Here is a 21,050-nt window from a genome sequence, read left to right on the forward strand (position 1 = left end):
AAAATTAATTTTTTAAATTTATTTAATAAATATTATTAATATTTTTTAAAAAGGTATTATATATGAAACAAAATTTATTTGTTATAAAAAGAAATGGATGTAAAGAACTAATAAATATAAATAAAATAAACTTAGTATTATCTCGTGCAGCACAAAATTTACAGAAAATATCTTTATCACAAATAAAAAAAAAACTATATTTACAATTATATAATAAAATTAATACAATAGATATTCATAATATTATAATTAAAATTACAGCAGATCTTATTTCAGAAAAACATCCTGATTATCAATATATGGCGGCTAGATTAGCTATTTCATATTTAAGAAAAGAAGCATATGGAAAATTTACTCCTCCAAAACTATATCATCATGTCAAAAATATGATATTTTTAAAAAAATATGATAAATTTCTTTTACAAAAATATACTAAAAAAGATTTTTATTTAATGGAAAATATACTTGATCATAATCGTGATATGAATTTTTCATACGCTGCAGTAAAACAATTAGAAGGGAAATATTTAGTTAAAAATAGAATTACAGGAAAAATATATGAAAGTGCACAATTTTTATATATATTGATTGCAGCTTGTTTATTTGCTAAATATCCATCTCATAAAAGAATAAATTATATAAAATATTTTTATGATGCAATTTCAACATTTAAAATTTCTTTACCAACTCCAATTATGTCTGGTGTACGTACGCGTACGAAACAATTTAGTTCATGTATTTTAATTGAATGTGGAGATAATATAGATTCAATTAATGCTACTACTAGTAGTATAGTAAAATATGTTTCTCAAAAAGCAGGTATTGGTATCAATGCAGGAAGAATTCGAGCAGTAGGTAGTCCAATTAGGAATGGAGAAGCATTACATACTGGATGTATTCCATTTTATAAACATTTTCAAACAGCAATTAAATCATGTTCTCAAGGAGGAGTAAGAGGAGGAGCAGGAACATTATTTTATCCTTTATGGCATTTAGAAATTACTAATTTATTAGTTTTAAAAAATAATAGAGGAGTAGAAAATAATAGAGTAAGACATCTTGATTATGGAGTACAAATAAATAAATTATTATATCAACGTTTGATTAATGGTGATAAAATTACTTTATTTAGTCCATCAGATGTTCCTGATTTATATGAATATTTTTTTTCAAATCAAAAAAAATTTAATCATCTTTATGAAAGTTATGAAAAAAATATTAAAATCAGAAAAAAAAAAATTAGTGCTGTTAATTTATTTTCATTAATGATGCAAGAACGAACTTCTACAGGACGTATATATATACAAAATGTTGATCATTGTAATACTCATTCTGCATTTAATCCTAAAATATCTCCAATAAGACAATCAAATCTTTGTTTAGAAGTTACACTACCAACAAAAATTTTACATAAAATTGATGATCCTAATGGTGAAATAGGATTATGTACTTTAGCTGCTTTTAATTTAGGAAAAATTAAAAATTTAGAAGAAATAAAAAATTTATCAAATTTAATAGTAAGAGCATTAAATTGTTTATTAGATTACCAAAAATATTTAATTCCTGCTGCAAAAAATTCTGCTTTAGGTCGTAGACCATTAGGTATAGGAGTAATTAATTTTGCATATTATTTAGCAAAAAATAATGTACGTTATTCAGATAATAGTGCTAATAATTTAACACATAGAACTTTTGAAGCTATACAATATTATTTATTAAAAGCATCTAATAATTTAGCTAAAAATGAAGGTTCTTGTCCTTTATTTAAAGATACAAATTATTCAAAAGGTATATTACCTATTGATACTTATAAAAAATATATTGATAATTTTCATCAAGAAAAATTACATTATGATTGGGAGAAATTAAGAAAAGATATAAAAAAATATGGATTACGTAATTCTACTTTATCTGCTCTTATGCCATCTGAAACTTCTTCACAAATATCAAATGCTACTAATGGTATTGAACCTCCAAGAGGATTTATTAGTATAAAAACATCTAAAAATGGTATTTTAAAACAGGTAGTACCAGAATTTTTAAAATTAAAAAAAAAATACGAATTATTATGGAATATACCAAATAATAATGGATATTTAAATTTAATAGGAATAATGCAAAAATTTATTGATCAATCCATTTCCTCAAATATAAATTACGATCCTAATCGTTTTAGTAAAAATAAAATACCAATGCAACAGTTATTAAAAGATTTATTAATTTCATATAAATTAGGTATTAAAACTTTGTATTATCAAAATACTAGAGACGGTGCTAAAGATAATCAAGATGAAAGTATTTTAGAAAAAAATAATAGATGTTTAAATGGATCTTGTATAATTTAATCTTAAATAATTTTAATTTTTATTAAGATCGGATAATTAAATGAGTTATACTACTTTTTCAAAAAAAAAAAATAATCAATTAAAAGAACCTATGTTTTTTGGGCAATCTGTAAATATTGCGCGTTATGATCAACAAAAACATTATATTTTTGAAAATTTAATTGAAAAACAATTAAGTTTTTTTTGGAGACCTGAAGAAATAGATATATCATATGATCGGATTCATTATCAAAATTTACCAAAAAATGAAAAACATATATTTATTAGTAATCTCAAATATCAAACTTTATTAGATTCAATTCAAGGAAGAAGTCCTAATATAGCATTACTTCCTATTGTTTCAATTCCAGAATTAGAAACATGGATAGAAACATGGTCTTTTTTTGAAACAATACATTCCAGATCTTATACACATATAATTAGAAATATTGTAAATGATCCATCTATAATTTTTGATGATATTGTTATTAACAATAATATTATTCTTCGTACAAATGATATAATTAAATATTATGATGAACTTATTAAAATAACCAATTATTGGAATTTATTTGGTGAAGGTACTTTTTTATTAAATAAAAAAAAAGTTACTATTAATTTATATAATTTAAAAAAAAAATTATATTTATGTTTAATGAATGTTTATATTTTAGAATCTATAAGATTTTATGTAAGTTTTGCATGTTCATTTGCTTTTGCTGAAAGAGAATTAATGGAAGGTAATGCAAAAATTATTAGATTTATAGCCAGAGATGAATATTTACATTTAATAGGAACTCAATATATTATAAATATAATGCAAAAGGGAAAAGAAGATAAAGATATGGCAAAAATTGCTATTGAATGTCAAGCACAATGTTATAAATTATTTCTTGATGCATCTATACAAGAACAAAAATGGGCAGAATATTTATTTTGTGATGGATCAATGATTGGATTAAATAAAAATATTTTATGTGAATATATTAAATATATTACTAGTATTAGAATGAAAAAAGTGGGTTTAAAAAGTCCATTTACTATTACAAAAAATCCTCTCCCATGGATTACTTCTTGGTTAATATCAGATAATGTTCAAATGGCACCTCAGGAAGTAGAGGTTAGTTCTTATTTAATTGGTCAAATTGATTCTACAATAGATATTAAAAAATTTAAAAATTTTAAATTATAAATTTATTATATTATGACTGTTATATACAGTCATAATATTTAAAATAAAAATTTATCGTATTAAAAAATATAAAGAATAAAAAGATAGTATTAATAAAATAAAACAAAAAAATTTTTCTATTTTATTTAAAAAAAGAATATTTTTATTATTAATTTTAATCAATATTAAAAATATTAATCCAGGTGTATATAATACTAATGATAATAATAAATTTAAAAATCCAGCTGCATATAATAACCATATAGAATAGATACAAGAACCAAAACCTATAAATAAATTAAATTTATTCTTTTTATTAAAAGATATTTTTAATAAATATGCGCCTACTAAAAAATATGGTATTAGTATCATTTCAGAAGCAATAGTTAATAATTTATTATAATCTATTTTAGTTATCCAAATTAATATTAAACATATTTGTACACTTATATTAGTAAACCATAATGCATATGATGGAGCATTATTATTGTTTTGTTTTGAGAATATACTAGGAAATATATCATTTTTAGCCGCAATCCATGGTACTTCTGCAGCCATAATAGTCCAACTAAGATATGCTCCACATACTGATATAATTAATCCCATTGCAGTAAATAAATTTCCAAATTTTCCAATCAAAATGGTCATTATTCCAGCCATTGAAGGATTTCTCATACTTGCTAAATCAATTCTATCCATAATTCCAAAAGATAATAAAGTTACTAATGAATATATAAATAATGCGATAATAACTGCTAATAAAGTTGCTTTACCTACATCATTTTTATTTTTTGCTTTAGATGATAAAATAACTGCACCCTCTACACCGATAAATACCCATAAAGTAATTAACATTGTATCTTTAATTTGTTTCCAAATAGGAATATTTAAATAAAATCCCATTAAATCAATTTTAAATTTATGAAAATTAAAAATAATAAAAGATAAAAATATAAAAACACTTAAAGGAATTAATTTACATAATGTAGTTATTATGTTAATAAAAGAAGCAGTTTGAGTACCATTAAGTAATAGAAAATGTATTAACCATAATAAGATAGAAGCTCCTAATATAGATTGCCATGTATTTCCATTACTAAAAATAATATTATTTGGTTTATCAACAAAAAAACTCATTGCAGAAAATACAATAACTAAATAAGAAACATTTGCAATAATAGCACATAACCAATACCCCCATGCAGAATAAAATCCAATTAAATTACCAAAACCATCTTTTGCATATGAAAAAATCCCGCCTTTAAGATTAGGTTTTAATTTATTAAGTAACAATAATGATGTGGCTAAAAAAATAATTCCAACTCCAGTAATACTCCATCCTATAATTAAGGCAAAAGGACTTGCGATTATAGCCATATTTTGTGGCAAACTAAATACCCCTGCTCCTAACATAGAACTTAGTACTAATGATGTAAGTGCTATTAAATTTAATTTTTTATTCAAAATAATTCCTTTTTTATATAAATTATTAATTTTAATTTTTTAAAATTAATAAAAAATGTTTAATATTTAAATATTAGAAATAATAATTATTTTTTACACAGGATTATATATATTTATAAATTTAGTTTTTAATTTAAATTTATTTTGTAACCATTTTCCTAACATAATTACCCCCCCTTTTTCGGTAGCATGATGTCCAGCACTAATAAAATGAATTTTATTTTCACAAGCAATATGAATATTCATTTCTGATACCTCTCCAGTAAGAAAAACATCTATATTATATTTTATAACTTTTTCAAAAAATTTTTGTCCTGCTCCACTACACCAAGCAATTTTATAAATTTTTTGTGGTGCATTTTCGCCAAAATGTAATGGAATTCTATTTAATTTATTTTGTATTTTAATTAGGAACTTTTTTATATCAATTTTCTTTTTTAAATATCCATAAAAAATAAAAGGATTAATTTTTCCTTGAATGTTTATATCTAATATATTAGCTAAATAAATATTATTACCTATATCTTGATTATAATCTAAAGGGAGATGCCAACTATATAAATTAATATTATGTTTTAAAATTGTAAATATTCTTTTTTTTTTAAATCCTTTAATAACTGGAGATTCATTATTCCAAAAATATCCATGATGGACTATAATAGCATCTGCCTTATATTTTACAGAAATATCTAATAATTTTTGGCAAGCACTAACTCCCATTATAATATTTTTTATATATTTTTTACCTTCTATTTGTAATCCATTAGGTATATAATCTTGTATACTAAGATTAGTATTTAATTTATTATTAATAATAATTTCTAATTCTTTATTTTTTATCATATTATTTTATTAAAATTTATTTTATTTATAAAATAAATCTATATTTTTTTTTGAAATTTAGGAAATTAATAATTAATTTTTTAGAACAAAATAATATTTTTTTGTAAAAAAAAGAAATTTTTGTGAGGAATATAAATGTTTGAAAATTTAAGTAATAAATTAACTAAAATATTATCAAAAATTAGAAATTATGGTCGTTTAACAGAAAAAAATATAAAAGATACTTTAGATGAAATTTATATTAATTTATTAGAAGCTGATGTTTCTTTAGAAGTAATTAAAGATTTTATTAATAAAATTAAAAAAGAAGCTATTGGTAAAAAAATTAATAATAATTTTACTCCAGGACAAGAATTTATAAAATTAATATATGAAAATTTAATAAAAATAATGGATTCTTCTAATAAAAATATTAATATAGCAACTCAACCTCCTGCTATAATATTATTAACTGGATTACAAGGAGTAGGAAAAACAACTAGTGTAGTTAAATTAGCATATTTTTTAAAAAAAAAATATAAAAAAAAAATCTTAGTAGCATCAACAGATATATATAGACCAGCTGCTATACAACAGTTAAAAATCTTAGCACAAAGTGTAAAAATTAATTTTTTTGATATAAGTTCAAATATCTCTTCATTAGAAATATCTAAAAAAGTACTTGATTATGCTAAAATAAATTTTTATGATATATTAATTGTGGATACAGCAGGTCGTTTACATATCGATCATAAAATGATGCAAGAAATACAAAATATTTCTAATTTATTATGTCCTATAGAAACTTTATTTGTTATAGATGCAATGACAGGACAAGATTCAATTAATAGTGCTAAAAAATTTAATAAAATATTACCAATAACAGGGATTTTTTTAACTAAAACTGATAGTGATACTAGAGGTGGAGCATTTTTATCTGTAAAGTATATTATAAAAAAACCTATTAAATTTATTGGAAATGGAGAAAAAATAAATAATATTACAACATTTTCTCCTGAAATTATTGCTTCTAAAATATTAGGTATGTCTTCTGAATTAACTATTATTGAAAATATTAAAAGTAATATTAATTTAAAAAAAAATCAAAAATTAATTGAAAAATTAAAAAATAAAAATTCATTAGATTTTCAAGATTTTCTAGAACAATTAGAACAAATAAAATTAATGGGTAATAAAAATATTACATATTTATTAAAAAAAATGAAAATAAATAATATGCAATATTTTACAAATCCTATAATGAATATTATTAATGTAAATGATTCTAATATAAAAAATATTAAAGCAATCATAAAATCTATGACAAATTTAGAAAAAAAAAATATTAATATCATTAATTATTCTAGAAAAAAACGAATATCATCAGGATCTGGAGTTTCTATTTTAGAAATAAATGCTATACTAAAACAGTATAATCAAATGAAATTAGTTACTAAAAAAATGAAAAAAAATAATAATATTCATAAAATAATTAAATATGTAAAAAATTTTTTTAATTTAAGAAAATAGGAATATAAATGGTTAAAATTAGATTATCTAGAAAAGGAATAAAAAAAAAACCTTTTTATCAAATAATTGTTACTGATAGTAGAAATTCTAGAGATGGACGTTTTATAGAAAAATTAGGTTATTTTGATCCTTTTAATTTTAAAAAAAATGAAAAAAAAAAAAATATAAAATTTAATAAAGATAGAATAAATTTTTGGATATCTAAAGGAGCTATTCTTTCCAAAAGATTATGTAGTTTAATAAAATAAATTTATTTATGAATATTTTAAATAAAAAAATAATTTTGGGTAAATTTGGTAAACTTTATGGTATAAAAGGATGGATTAGATTATTTTCTTATACTCAAAATAAAAAGAGTATTTTTTTATATAAAAATTTATTTATATTAGATGATATTAAAAATATTACTTTTATAAAGTTTAATCAATATAAAAATAAAAAAAATTTTTTTATTGTTCAGATTAATAATCTTAATAAAAATGAAAATACTGTTAAATTTATTAATAATAAAATTTATATATTTAAAGATGAATTAATAAAATATAAACATAAAAAAGAGTATTATTGGAATGATATAATTGGATGTTATATATTAAATAATAATAAGATTTATTTAGGTAAAATTATAAATATAATGGCAACAAAAATGTATGATATACTTATAATACAACCTAATGATTTAAAAACAAAAAAAAAAATATTAATTCCTTTTATAGAACCTAATATAATTAAAAATATAAATTTAGTTAAAAATATTATTAAAGTAAATTGGAATATATAGTTTTTTTAAATAAAATAAAAAATAATTATGTGGATTAGTATTATTAGTTTATTTCCAGAAATGTTTAAAACAATTATAAAATATGGTTTAATTCATAAAAGTATAAAAAAAAAACTATTAAATATTAATTTTTGGAATCCTAGAGATTTTGTAAAAAATAAATTTAGTAAAGTAGATTCTCCAATTTATGGAGGTGGTGGTGGTGTTATATTAAAAGCAGAACCATTAATAAAATCTATTTCTAAAGCAAAATTAGAAATGAGAAATAATGTTAAAATAATTTATTTATCTCCACAAGGTAAAAAAATTAATATATCTTATATTAAAAAATTATTATCATATAATAAAATGATATTACTTTGTGGAAGATATAAGGGTATAGATGAACGAGTTATTAATAATTTTATAGATGAAGAAGTGTCAATTGGTGATTATATTCTTAGTGGTGGTGAATTACCTGCTATGATACTAATAGATATATTAGTAAGACAAATTCCTGGAGTGTTAAATACAATGTCATCAGGTAATACTGATTCTTTTTTTAATAATGGATTATTAGACTCACCACATTATACTCGACCAAGAATAATAAAAAATGTAAAAAAAAATACTGTTCCTTCTATATTATTATCTGGAAATCATAAAAAAATAAAAGAATGGAGATTACAACAATCATTAGGAATGACTTGGTTAAAAAGACCTGATTTATTAAGAAAAAAAAAATTAACAAAAAAAGAAAAATTTTTATTTAATAAATTTAAGAATTCTTATTTAAAAAATAAATAATATTATGAGGTAAAAATGAGTAATATCATTAATTATTTAGAAAAAAAACAAATAATAAATTATCCAAAATTTCCTTTATTTAGATCTGGAGATACATTAGAAATAAAAATTTGGGTTGTAGAAGGGTCAAAAAAAAGACTTCAAACATTTGAAGGAATTGTTATTTCATTAACAAAAAAAAATAGTTTTAATTGTTCTTTCACTATTAGAAAATTATCCAATGGTATTGGAATTGAACGTGTTTTTCCTCTATATTCTAAAATAATTAATTCTATTATAATTAAAAAAAAAGGTCATGTTAGAAAAGCAAAATTATATTATTTACGTAAATTAACAGGTAAAGCTGCTAGAATTAAAGAAAGATTAATATAATATTTAAGTTTTTTTTATAAAAAAATATTATTTTTTCTTGTTTATAAAATTAATTATTTTTTTTCTAATATTAGAAAATCTTTTAATTTTAAGTTTTATTGTATTAAAAAAAATTAAATCATTACTATAAATATTTATTTTTTTTTTAGCTCTTGTAATAGCAGTATAAATTAATTCTCTAGTTAATATGGGATAAAGTTTATTTGGTAATACTAATGAAACATTTTTAAATTCTGATCCTTGAGATTTATGTACAGTTATTGCATAAGCTATATCATAAGATGGTAAGTTTTTAATAGGTATTATTTGATATTTACCATTAGCTAATAAGAATTTTATTTTTAATTTTTTTTCATTTTTATCAAAAAAAGTAATTCCAATATCTCCATTAAATAAATTTAAAAAATAATTATTTTGAGTAATAATAATAGGTCTTCCTATATACCAATTTTTATATTTAATATTATTAATAATAATTTTTTTATTAAATAATTCTTTTTCTATGATATTATTAATTATTTGAGTACCAAATAAACTATATTTAATTGCACATATAATTTGATAATTATTAAATTTTTGTAAAATTTCTTTATGATTATTATTTTTTTGTAAAAAAATAAAATATTTTTTATATTCATAAATAAATGCATTAATCATTAATTTATATTTTTTTTCATTTAAAATATTAGTATAATTAATATCATTATTATTTTTTAATAAAAATAATTTTTTAATTTTTTCTATATTCCCTTGTTTAATCATTAATGCTAACTTATGAATACCAGAATTTATTGAATATCTATAATTATATTTTAATTCAGTAATAAAATTACGAAAAAAATTTTTTGGTATATTATCATTTTTTTTTAATTTATTATTATTTATAATATTTAACCATTTAAAATATTTTTCTGTAAAAAAAAATTTTTTAAAATAACATAAGTCTTTAAACAGATTACCATATTCTATTGAAGGTAATTGATATTCATCACCTAATAATATTAATTTAGTTTTTTTAGATAAAATTGTTAAAATTATAGACATTAAATTAAAATCAATCATAGAAGCTTCATCTATTATTAATAGATCTATATTTAATTTATTTTTATTATTAAATAATGTGTTTTTAGTATAAATTTTCATTTTTAATAAACGATGAATGGTAGTTGCTTTATCGGGAATATTTTTTTTCTCTTCTTTATTTATTAAATTCAAAGATATTTTTTTAAAAAAATTATTTATAGATTGTGTTAATCTTACAGATGCCTTACCAGTAGTTGCTACTACCTTTATATTTAAAGGTTTATGAAAAATTTTTATAAAAGTAAAAATTATTTTTGATATTATATTTGTTTTACCGGTTCCTGGAGAACCATTAATAATACTAATTCTATGTGTTAAAGCTGCATAAATAGCTTGTTTTTGAAAAAAATTATTTTTATAGTTATGAAATAAAATATTTAATATGTTTTTTATTTTATCTTTTTTTTGAGGAATAAAATTATTTTTAATAAAATTTTTAACTATTATATTTTCTTCATACCATGTTTTATATAAATATAAACAATTGTTTTCTAAAATAATAGGAGTAATTCTTTCCCCATTACTAATGATATCTTTCTCAAAAGAGAAGATTTGTTCCCAGTTTGTAATACAATTTATTTTTTTTATTTCTTTTAAAAAAAATGTATTTTTTTTATTTTTAATATTTATATTTAAATGTAATTTTGATATGGGTAAACAAATATTACCTTTACTAATACTATTACTAAGTAATGTAATTGAATATTTTAAAAATTTTTGTTTATTAGAAGTTAAAATAGATGCAAGGTAAAAATCAATTAATCTTATAACACCTATTTCACATAATTTTTTAAAAAAATATTGCATATATTTTTGTCTTTTTTAAATAATTTAAATAAATAATTTATTTAATTCATTAATTAATTGAAAAGAGGGTTTCGTTTCCCAGATACCATTTTTATTTTCTTTATTATTTATACCTCTAATATAGAGATATATTACTCCTCCAAAATATTTATCATAACTATAATTACTAATACGATATTTTAAATATTTATGTAAAGCTAAAGAATAGATTTGGTATTGTATATCATAACGATTTAAACATATATCATTTTCAATATATTTTTTTCTATAATCTATATAACTATTACCTAACCAATTTGATTTATAATCTAAAATATAATATTTTTTTTCCCATAAAAAAATTAAATCTATTATTCCAGATAAAAATCCTTCTATCATTTCAAATTTTAATGTAGGTAATTTAAAAGAATTTAGATCATATTTATTTATAATATAATTATATTTTATAGAAGAAAATAGATTTTTTATAGATAAATAAAATTTAAATTCTGTTTTTTTGTTTTTATTATTTATTTTATTTAAAATAATTTTTTTATTACCTATTGGAGTTTTAATAATATTATTAAACCAATTAGTTATCATAATATGCCAAATAGAATTAATATTTTTTTTTATTAATTCTTGTTTAATAAATTTTCTAGAAATTTTTTTAGTAAAATCTATTTTTTCTAAAATACTATGTAAAGTAATTCCTATTTGTTTTCCACAAGGAAAATTATATTGTGTTTTTTTTATTTTTTTTTCATTTGTATTTAAAAATTTATATTTTAAATTATTAGTTAAATAACTAATATTATTAGTTTGTTGATTTTTTATTTTAGAAAAACTAAATATTACTTTATTTTTATAAAAAAAATTATTAATTTGAGATGTAAATAATAATTTATTTTTTTTTTTTTTTAAACTTTTATTATTTATTTTTAATAAATCATTTTTTTTTATAATTTTAATAAAAATATCTTTATTTTTTAAATTATCTAAAATTTTTTTAAATTCTATATTAGAAATATCATTTTTTTTTTTAAGCAAAAAATCTAAAGCATTAAAATATTTTATATATAAATTTAATTTTTTAAGATTAAAAATTTTAAGATTAGAAATACCAATACTACAATGAAAAATTGATCTTGTTAGTGACACATATAATAATCTTAAATTTTCTGCTAATGATTCTTCTAAAAAAAATTTTTTACTTTCTTTATCTTTTTTAAAATCTAAAATTAATTTAAAATTTTTTCTATCATGATAAAATATAGCATCTTTATTTATAAATTCTATAATATTTGAAGAAATAAATGGTAACCAAATAATAGGAAATTGTAATCCTTTTGATTTATGTATTGTCATAATTTTTATTTTTTTATTATTATAAAAATTAGATTTTATTTGTTGATTTAATATATTTTTATCGGTATATATTATTTGTTGTAATAACCATTCTACTACTTGATTACAATTTATTATATTAATACATGATTTTTGTATTAATTCTCCTAAATATAAAATATTTTTTATTTTTTTTTCGGTAAAATTATTTATGATGTTTATTTTATAAAAAAAAGTATCTTTTATAAAAATTTTTTCTAACATATTTAAAATACCTTGTTTTTCCCATATTAATTTATAATTAATAAATTTATTAATTATTTTTTCTATATAAAAATCTTTTTTATCATCTTGTAAAAAAAACCAATTAATATTAAATAATGTACTAGATAAAAAATTAATAATTTTTTGTCTTTTATATGGGTTTAAAATAGTTTTTAATAATAAAACTAATTCTTTTGCTTCTTGTTTTTCAAATATATTGTCTGAATTAGATAAATATACAGATGGTAAATTAAATTTTATAAATTCTTTCTGTAAAATAGAAGCTTCAAAACGATTTCTTACTAAGATTGTTATATCTGAAATATTAATTTTTTTATTTTTAAAATTTTTTTGAAGAAATGCTTTATTTTTTTCTCCTAAAATTATTAATTTACATATTTTATATGCGCATGTATATGCCATTTTTTGTTTATATAAATTAATATCTAATATTTTATTTATAAACCAAAAAGTAATACCAGGTTTAATCTTGTTATTAACAATAAAATTATAATTTAATTTTTTAATTGTATAATTAATAGGATGAAAAACAATATTTTTAAATAAAAAAGGGTAAGATCTATTAGAAAATAATTTATTTATACTATTTACCATAGTACTTGAAGAACGCCAGTTATTTTTTAATGTATAACAATTTTTTATTTCAAATGAAGCTTTTAAATAAGTAAAAATATCTGCTTCTCTAAATGAATATATAGCTTGTTTAGGGTCACCAATTAATATCATAATATTATTTAATTTATTAAAATATATTTTTTTTAAAATATTATATTGTTGTATATCTGTATCTTGAAATTCATCTACTAATATTACAGGAAATAATTTTCTTATATCTTGTGCAATTTTTATACCAAATTTACTATTTAATCCTTTATTTAAAATAACTAATAAATCATTAAAACTCATTACATGATTTATTTCTTTTTTTTTTTTTATATATTGATTTATGTATTTAATTGCTTTAATAATTATTAAGAATTTTATATTAATAAATTTTTTTAAAAAAATATCTATATATTTAAATAATATATATTTTGGAATTTTTATATTTTTATTTGTTTTACTAATTAATGTTTTTTGAGAAAATCTATATAATTCTTTAGGATAATAATTGTTATTGTTTTTTGTTAAACTCCATAAATCAATAATATTTATCCATATATTTATTAATTTTGTATTGTAAATATGTTTATTAATATTTGAGTTAGTAATAATATCAATTATATTATTTTTATATTTTATCCAATATTTTTTAATTATTTTAATATATTTTAAATTTTTATAAAATTGTGTATAAAAATTTTTATTTTTAACTGAATATTTTATTATTGGTTTTGATTTTTTTGATAAAAATGGAGTTAATGTATTTAATAGATTTAAAGGTGATTTCCAATAAGAAAAAACTATTCTTGCTATTTTTTTTGGTAATTTATAAAAATATTTTCTCCAAAAATTTATAGATGCTCTTTGTTGTAAAATTAATTCATCACTAATAATTTTTTTATTGGAGAAAAAATCATAAATTTCATAATTTTTAAAATTTAAAATTTTTTTACAAAAAGAATGTATTGTGTAAATAGATGCATTATGCATATTTAATTCAGCTTTTAATAATAAATCACTAGCTATTTTATGATTTTTAATTTTTTTTATAAAGTTATTTATAATTTTATATTTACTTTTTTTTTTTAAACATCCTTTTCTTAATATATGAATACTATTTTTTATTCTTTTACATAAATCTTGTGTAGCAGTATCAGTAAAAGTTACTACTAAAATTTGTTCAACAGTTAATGGTAATGGAAGTGTATTATTATTTTTTTTATATAATCCTAAAAGCATTCTTAAATATAAAATAATAATAGTAAATGTTTTTCCAGTGCCAGCAGAAGCTTCGATAAGATATTGACCTTCTAATTTTTTTTTGAAAGGATTAAATTCTTTAAATTTTATTAAGTTTTTTGACATTTTATTATTTTAATTAATTACTGTAATATAGTAAATCAATCATCCATTTTTCTATTAATTTTATTGTTTTTATCCATTCTTTTTCATTTAAATTAAAATTTAATTTTTGAAAATATGGATCGTTTTTTTCATTAATGAAACTATTATTTCTATTCCAATAATAAAAAAATTTTTTTTTTGCTTTATTTTGTATTAAATAATTGTTATTAATACATTTATTTTTTTTATCATAACAATGAGTTATCCATATCCAAGAACTTTTCATAGGTAAAAAAATAGGATTATTTATACCTGTTAAGTAACCATTAATATATTTTTCTAATAAAAAAATAGCTTTATTTTTTGTTAAAAATTGAAAATTAAATTTTGTTTTTTTTAAACCATAAATAAATAAATTTATTTTTTTATTATCAATATTATTTGCACATAAAATTAAATATTTAACCCAAAGATCAATAATAACTTTAATATCTATTATTTTAGGTTCAAATTTAATTAATCCATTTTTATAACTAAAATATTTAATCTTACCTTTTAATATAATATTTAAAATTTTAAAATTAATTAAAAATAATTTTTCTGTATATTTATATTTTTTAAATTTATTATTAAAAATTTGATTCATTTTATATATTCTTTCTTCCCACCATATTTCTCCATAGACTCCATAAGGTAAAATACCATTATTTAAATAAAAATAATATAAATTATTAAGATTTTCATTTAAAATTAAGGCACGTAATATTTTTTTATTTATAATATATTCTTGTAAATAGTTAACAGTAAACGGTTCTGTATTGGATATTTCTATATCATTTAAATTTTTTAAATATATTTTTAATCTTTGATTAAAAAAACCTTTAATAGGATGTTTCCAAAAATTAATTAAATTATTAATCTTTAATTCTAAAATTTTTATTGGTTTTATTTTATTAATATTATGATCGTGTATAATTTTATTTTTTCGATTATTGAGAGGATTATTATTTTTATAATTATATTTTCTATAAAAATATTTAATAATATTTGTACTAATTTTTTTTTCTTTTATAAAATAATTTTTAGAAATATATAATAATAATTTATTAACTATACTAGACAAATTATTATTAGTTGGATTATTATTTGTATTACTGATAAATAGTTTATTTTCTGTAGAAATAATTAATTTTAAAAATAAATTTTTATCTTCATCTAAATAATTTTTTTCTTTTTTATAATAATTATTTTGTATTAAATCAAATATAATAGGATATTTCTTATTTGGAAAATAATCATTATTCATTCCTATTATAAAAACTTGTTTAAAATACATATTTTGTAGTATATTTAAAGGACAAAAATTAAGTTTATTTACAGAAAATAAAAAATTTTGATGTTTCTTTTTAATAAAAATTTTAGTTTTTTGTATGATTATTTTAATAGAAATTTTTTTTTTATATTTTATATTTATACCTTGATCAAGGAATAAAAAAATTTTTTTTAAAATAAAATATATATTTTTATTTATAAATTTATTTTTAGGAAAAAAATCATGATATAGATTTAATAAAATATTTTTCCATTTTTTTAAAGAAAATTTTTTATTAAGTTTTTTCTTCCATTTTTCAATTTTGATTAAAAAATAAAGAAATTTTCCTATTAATTCTTTTGATAATCCATTAGATATATTATATGGAATTAAGTTTTTCCATTTTCCTATATCTTGATTTAAAGTAAAACCTAAAAATATACGATATATACCTAATTTCCACGTATATTGATCCTTAGGTAAGGAAATATTATTAAAATTTTTAATATTTATATTATATTTAATACCTAAATCTTTTACCCAATAATGTAAATATTCTAAATCCTCTTTATTTAAAAAAAATTTATTAGATATATAATTATCATCTAATAAAAAAAATATTTCTTTAGGAGTTAAATCTTTATAAGGTAATTTTAATAAAAATAAAAATTTATTTAAAATATCTAAATTTTTTATTTTTTCTATATTAGAATATATATTTATAGGTATATTAATATTTTTAAATATTGAGTTAATAAAAGGAACATATAATTTTAAATTAGGAGATATAACAATAATATCATGTAAAAAATAATGTTTATTTTTTTTTAAAGTATATAATATATTATTATATAATAATTTTGTTTCTGTATACAAATCTTCACAAATATTTATTTGAATAGATTTATCTAAATAGTGAATTTTTTTCTTAAATTTAAAATTATTTTCATTTAAAAATAAAATATCATTTTTTATATTATTTAATAAATTTAAACGATCATTTTCTACAAATGATTCAATATATCTAGATGATAGATTTATTAATTTATTTATATTATTTAAATAATAATTACCCCAAGAAAATAATAATGAATTAAAATTAATATTTTTTTTATTTTTTAAATTTGTATTTTTTTTTAAATTCCCCCAGTAATATTTAGAAGGACTACAAATTAAAATATGTATTTCCATATATTTTTCTATTTTTTTTAATAAATTTAAATATATTAAGGGAATATTTTGTATATCTAATATAAATATTCTTTCTGGAAGAGTGTTATTTTTTAAGATTATATCTTTTTTATGTTTTTGATAAAAATTATATAATTCTCCATAATACCATAATTTTTTACCTAAAATATTTTTGTAATACTGTAATAATGTTCGCCATAACTTTGCTTGCCATATTTGATGTTCGTTATCTAATGACATATAGAATTTTTTTTTTTCCCACAAAAATAATAATTCTGGTTTATATTTTTGATAATTATCATATAAATTAGAAATTTGAGTAGATAATTGAAATAAATAATTAAAATTTTTAATTTTAGATCCAAAATTTTTTTTAAAATTTATAAATTCTTTAGTAGATATTAGTTTGGGAATTAGTAATAATATTAACCAAACAATATTTTCTTTAGATAAAATCTTATCTTTAGAAATACTAGGGATTATTTTTATAAATATAGTCCAAATAAATTTATCAAGAGAAGTAAAACAAATATTACCATATATTTGAAAAATTTTTGAGAAATGAATTTCTATTAATTTCGAAAAATTTTTATATTGATCAAATAATACTATTTCTGGAGTTAAAGGATTTTTTAAAGGTTTTTTTTTAACTTGTATTTTTATGATATTTAATAAAATATTAATATTATTTGAATAATAAGTTGTAAACATATTAAATTATATTTAATTAAATTAAATTTTTTATAAACATAATTAATCCAATAAGTATAATACTTATTGATAATAACTGATTTATAGTTAAAATAATATGATTATAAAAAAACATAAATTGAATATCAGGTTCTCTAAAATATTCTATATAAAATCTTATTATACCATAAAAAAATAAAAATAAACTTGATTTGTATCCTATAAAAATATTTTTTTTAAAAATTATATTTAAAATTAAAAATAAAATTATACCTTCTAAAAGACATTCATAAATTTGAGTTGGGTGTCTAGGTAAATGACCATATTTTATAAATATATCTTGATATTTTAAATTTTTTTGAAGATAAATTATATCTTTTTCAGTTGAATTAGGAAATATAACGGCCCATGGAACATTTGTAACTTTTCCCCATAATTCACTATTAATAAAATTACCTATTCTTCCCATCCCAATTCCAATTGGGATCATAGGTGCTATAAAATCAGTAATTTTTAAAAATTTTTTTTTTTTTGTATAAGAAATAAAAAATATTACTATAATAGTACCTATTAAACCTCCAAAAAAAGACATCCCCCCTGTCCAAATTTTAATTAAAATAATTGGATTTTTAATAAATTCATGTACATTATATAATAATGTACACCCTATTTTTCCTCCTAGTAATAAACCTAAAAAACAAAAATTTAATAAATCAAAAAGTTCTTTTTTTTTCCAAAAATTATTATTCTTATTTCTTATATAAGAAATTTTTTTTATAAAGATAAAACTAATTAAATACATAATTCCATACCAATAAATACTAATTTTATTTATTTTTAAAAAAATTGGATTTATCTGGGGAAATATAAAATATTTTTTATACATTTTAACATAGATAAATTTGTAATATTAATATAATATATAATATATTTATTTATAAATAAAATTTATATATATGAAAAAAATTTTTTCTAACTTAGTTCCTAATGAAAATATTCTTTTTTTAAGAGCAAAATTAATCACAGGATATTATATAATAGATATTATCAGATGGTTAAATTATAAAATATCTGATAATTTTAAAAAAGATAAAGGAATAATAGGAAAATTAATTGAATTTTATTTGATAGGTAAAAAAAATAATAATTTTTTAAATCAAGATATACCATACCTTGGTATAGAAATTAAAACAATAACTATTAATATAAAAAACAAAATAATAAATGATATTTTTATTTGTTCTTTTCCTTTAGTAAATAAAAATGTTGTACTTTTTTATAAAAGTAATTTATATAATAAATTATCTAAAATTTTATGGATACCTATTATCATTAAAAATATCAATACTCCTATTCTAATGAGAAAAATAGGAAAACCATTTTTTTGGACACCATCTATAGATGAAAAAATAAAATTAAATTATGATTGGAATAATTTAATGAAATTATTAATTTTAGGAGAAATAACAAATATAAATTCTTATAATGGTTTTATTTTATTAGTAAAAAATAAAGGGATAAAAAGACAATTAACTAAAACTATAAATAGTATGGGTGAAATTATATCTATTATTCCTAAATCTTTTTATTTAAAAAAAAAATTTTTAAATTCTTTAATAAAGAGAAACTTATAATTTTTATAAAAATAATTAATATAATTATAAAATAAAAATATTATTAAAATAATTCTAAATTTATTAATTCTTGTATTTTTTGACGACGTCTAATAATTTTTGGAATATTATTTTCAAGTAAAATTTCGGGAATCAAAGGTCTACTATTATAATTAGAAGACATTGAGGCACCATAGGCTCCAGTATCATGAAATATTAAATAATCGCCTCTAACGACTAGAGGTAATTTAAAATAAGAAATTTCACCATTATCTAGTTGTGTAAATATATCTCCTGATTCACATAAAGGACCAGCAATAACAGTATTTATTTTTGGATAATTAGACATATCTTTACCTAAATAAGAAATAGCAGATATATAATGATAACTACCATACATTACTGGTCTAATAAAATCATTAAAACCGGCATCTACTATAACAAATCTTTTATTTTTTATATTTTTTATAGCACATACTTGACAAATTAAAACTCCTGATTCTGCTACTAAAAATCTTCCTGGTTCAATTTCTAATTTTATATTTTTTTTAAAAATATTAGTAATAATATTTCTGGTATTATTCCATAATTTAAAATAATGATTAGTATTAACTTCAATATCATTTTTTTTATATGGTATAGATAATCCTCCACCAGCTGATATCATATTAATTTTTGGCATGTAAGGTTGTAATACATACTCTAACATTGAATCACATACTTTTTGTAAATGTTTATAATTAACTCCTGAACCTATATGCATATGTATTCCAATTAAATTTAAATTATATTTTTTTATAAAATAAATTGATTTTTTTAAATCTGCATACCAAATACCATGTTTACTATTTTCACCTCCAGTATTTGTCCTTTTATTATGCCCATTACCAAAACCAGGATTAATTCTTAACCATATATTATGACCTTTTGAAATATTACCTAATTGATGTAACATATCTATTGAACCAATATTTACAGTAATATTTAGTTCAATGATACGTTTTAATGTTTGTTTATCAAAAATATCAGATGTAAATACAATATCATCTATATTTTTTGGATTATATCCAGCAATTAATGCTCTTTCTATTTCACCTAATGAAATAGCATCTACTTTAACTCCCTCATATTTCATGAGTTTTAAAATATTTATATTAGAACAAGATTTTTGTGCAAATCTTATTATATCAAAATTTTTTAATTGTAAAATTTTTTTTTTTATGTTTTCTGCACAATATAACCAAAAAGGTGTTTTATATTTCTTTATTAGAAATAAAATAGTTTCAATTGCAATATTATTTTTATTATAATTTTTATCAAAAATATGTATTTTCATTTTTATACCTTATAAATTATAATATTCTATAAAAAATATTTATAATAAATATTTATATAATTAATTATATAACTATTCATATTTATATAAATAAAAAAATATTAATATTAATTTATAATGATACAGATATTTTAAAATTTGTTAATATAAATATAGACTTTAATAAATTTAGTAGCCAAGATACTTTATCTATGTTATTTATAAAATAAA

Annotated in this window: 15 protein-coding genes; 8 read left to right on the top strand and 7 right to left on the bottom strand. The window is 17.8% G+C overall.

What is annotated here, in order from left to right; translation table 11 throughout:
- The first annotated feature begins 62 nt into the window (after positions 1-62).
- Positions 63-2,345, top strand: a complete 2,283-nt coding sequence (nrdA, locus tag GJU02_RS01995) for a class 1a ribonucleoside-diphosphate reductase subunit alpha (protein WP_168919405.1) — start codon at positions 63-65, stop codon at positions 2,343-2,345.
- Positions 2,346-2,385: 40 nt separating this feature from the next.
- Positions 2,386-3,516 carry a class Ia ribonucleoside-diphosphate reductase subunit beta gene (gene nrdB, locus GJU02_RS02000; protein ID WP_168919406.1) on the top strand — a complete coding sequence of 377 codons (1,131 nt, stop codon included), beginning with the start codon at positions 2,386-2,388 and terminating at the stop codon, positions 3,514-3,516.
- A 51-nt stretch (positions 3,517-3,567) separates the two neighbouring features.
- Here nrdB and GJU02_RS02005 read toward each other — a convergent pair whose 3' ends face one another.
- Together GJU02_RS02005 and GJU02_RS02010 are read right to left on the bottom strand one after the other, a co-directional pair.
- Positions 3,568-4,959 carry a basic amino acid/polyamine antiporter gene (locus GJU02_RS02005; protein WP_168919407.1) on the bottom strand — a complete coding sequence of 464 codons (1,392 nt, stop codon included), beginning with the start codon at positions 4,957-4,959 and terminating at the stop codon, positions 3,568-3,570.
- A gap of 93 nt (positions 4,960-5,052) precedes the next feature.
- Positions 5,053-5,799, bottom strand: coding sequence for a Nif3-like dinuclear metal center hexameric protein (locus GJU02_RS02010; protein ID WP_168919471.1), 747 nt, complete (start codon positions 5,797-5,799; stop codon positions 5,053-5,055).
- A gap of 138 nt (positions 5,800-5,937) precedes the next feature.
- Here GJU02_RS02010 and ffh point away from each other — a divergent pair, with 138 nt between their 5' ends.
- From ffh to rplS, 5 genes are read left to right on the top strand one after another with little or no spacing between them, the layout of a single operon-like run.
- A complete protein-coding gene (gene ffh / locus GJU02_RS02015; RefSeq protein ID WP_168919408.1) occupies positions 5,938-7,311 on the top strand; it encodes a signal recognition particle protein in 1,374 nt (457 codons plus the stop codon).
- Between the two features lie 8 nt (positions 7,312-7,319).
- On the top strand, positions 7,320-7,559 hold the full coding sequence (rpsP, locus tag GJU02_RS02020; RefSeq protein WP_168919409.1) for a 30S ribosomal protein S16: 240 nt from the start codon (positions 7,320-7,322) through the stop codon (positions 7,557-7,559).
- Positions 7,560-7,567: 8 nt separating this feature from the next.
- Complete coding sequence (rimM, locus tag GJU02_RS02025; RefSeq protein WP_168919410.1) at positions 7,568-8,092, top strand: ribosome maturation factor RimM; 525 nt, start codon at positions 7,568-7,570, stop codon at positions 8,090-8,092.
- Between the two features lie 27 nt (positions 8,093-8,119).
- Positions 8,120-8,878 carry a tRNA (guanosine(37)-N1)-methyltransferase TrmD gene (gene trmD / locus GJU02_RS02030; RefSeq protein WP_168919411.1) on the top strand — a complete coding sequence of 253 codons (759 nt, stop codon included), beginning with the start codon at positions 8,120-8,122 and terminating at the stop codon, positions 8,876-8,878.
- Positions 8,879-8,893: 15 nt separating this feature from the next.
- Positions 8,894-9,250 (top strand): 50S ribosomal protein L19, encoded by a 357-nt coding sequence (gene rplS / locus GJU02_RS02035; RefSeq protein WP_168919412.1) that lies wholly within the window; start codon positions 8,894-8,896, stop codon positions 9,248-9,250.
- Positions 9,251-9,277: 27 nt separating this feature from the next.
- Here the strand turns inward: rplS and recD are convergent, their stop codons facing one another.
- From recD to lgt, 4 genes are read right to left on the bottom strand one after another with little or no spacing between them, the layout of a single operon-like run.
- Positions 9,278-11,140, bottom strand: coding sequence for an exodeoxyribonuclease V subunit alpha (gene recD, locus GJU02_RS02040; RefSeq protein ID WP_168919413.1), 1,863 nt, complete (start codon positions 11,138-11,140; stop codon positions 9,278-9,280).
- A gap of 24 nt (positions 11,141-11,164) precedes the next feature.
- Positions 11,165-14,719, bottom strand: coding sequence for an exodeoxyribonuclease V subunit beta (gene recB / locus GJU02_RS02045; RefSeq protein WP_168919414.1), 3,555 nt, complete (start codon positions 14,717-14,719; stop codon positions 11,165-11,167).
- A 13-nt stretch (positions 14,720-14,732) separates the two neighbouring features.
- Positions 14,733-17,912: an exodeoxyribonuclease V subunit gamma gene (locus tag GJU02_RS02050; RefSeq protein WP_168919415.1), complete on the bottom strand. Its 3,180-nt coding sequence runs from the start codon at positions 17,910-17,912 to the stop codon at positions 14,733-14,735.
- A gap of 16 nt (positions 17,913-17,928) precedes the next feature.
- Positions 17,929-18,777, bottom strand: a complete 849-nt coding sequence (lgt, locus tag GJU02_RS02055) for a prolipoprotein diacylglyceryl transferase (protein ID WP_168919416.1) — start codon at positions 18,775-18,777, stop codon at positions 17,929-17,931.
- Between the two features lie 70 nt (positions 18,778-18,847).
- Here lgt and GJU02_RS02060 point away from each other — a divergent pair, with 70 nt between their 5' ends.
- Positions 18,848-19,525 (top strand): MutH/Sau3AI family endonuclease, encoded by a 678-nt coding sequence (locus tag GJU02_RS02060; RefSeq protein ID WP_168919417.1) that lies wholly within the window; start codon positions 18,848-18,850, stop codon positions 19,523-19,525.
- Between the two features lie 43 nt (positions 19,526-19,568).
- Here the strand turns inward: GJU02_RS02060 and lysA are convergent, their stop codons facing one another.
- Positions 19,569-20,840: a diaminopimelate decarboxylase gene (lysA, locus tag GJU02_RS02065; protein ID WP_168919418.1), complete on the bottom strand. Its 1,272-nt coding sequence runs from the start codon at positions 20,838-20,840 to the stop codon at positions 19,569-19,571.
- Positions 20,841-21,050: the final 210 nt, after the last annotated feature.

The organism is Enterobacteriaceae endosymbiont of Donacia thalassina (genome assembly GCF_012568245.1).
Taxonomy (GTDB): Bacteria; Pseudomonadota; Gammaproteobacteria; order Enterobacterales; family Enterobacteriaceae.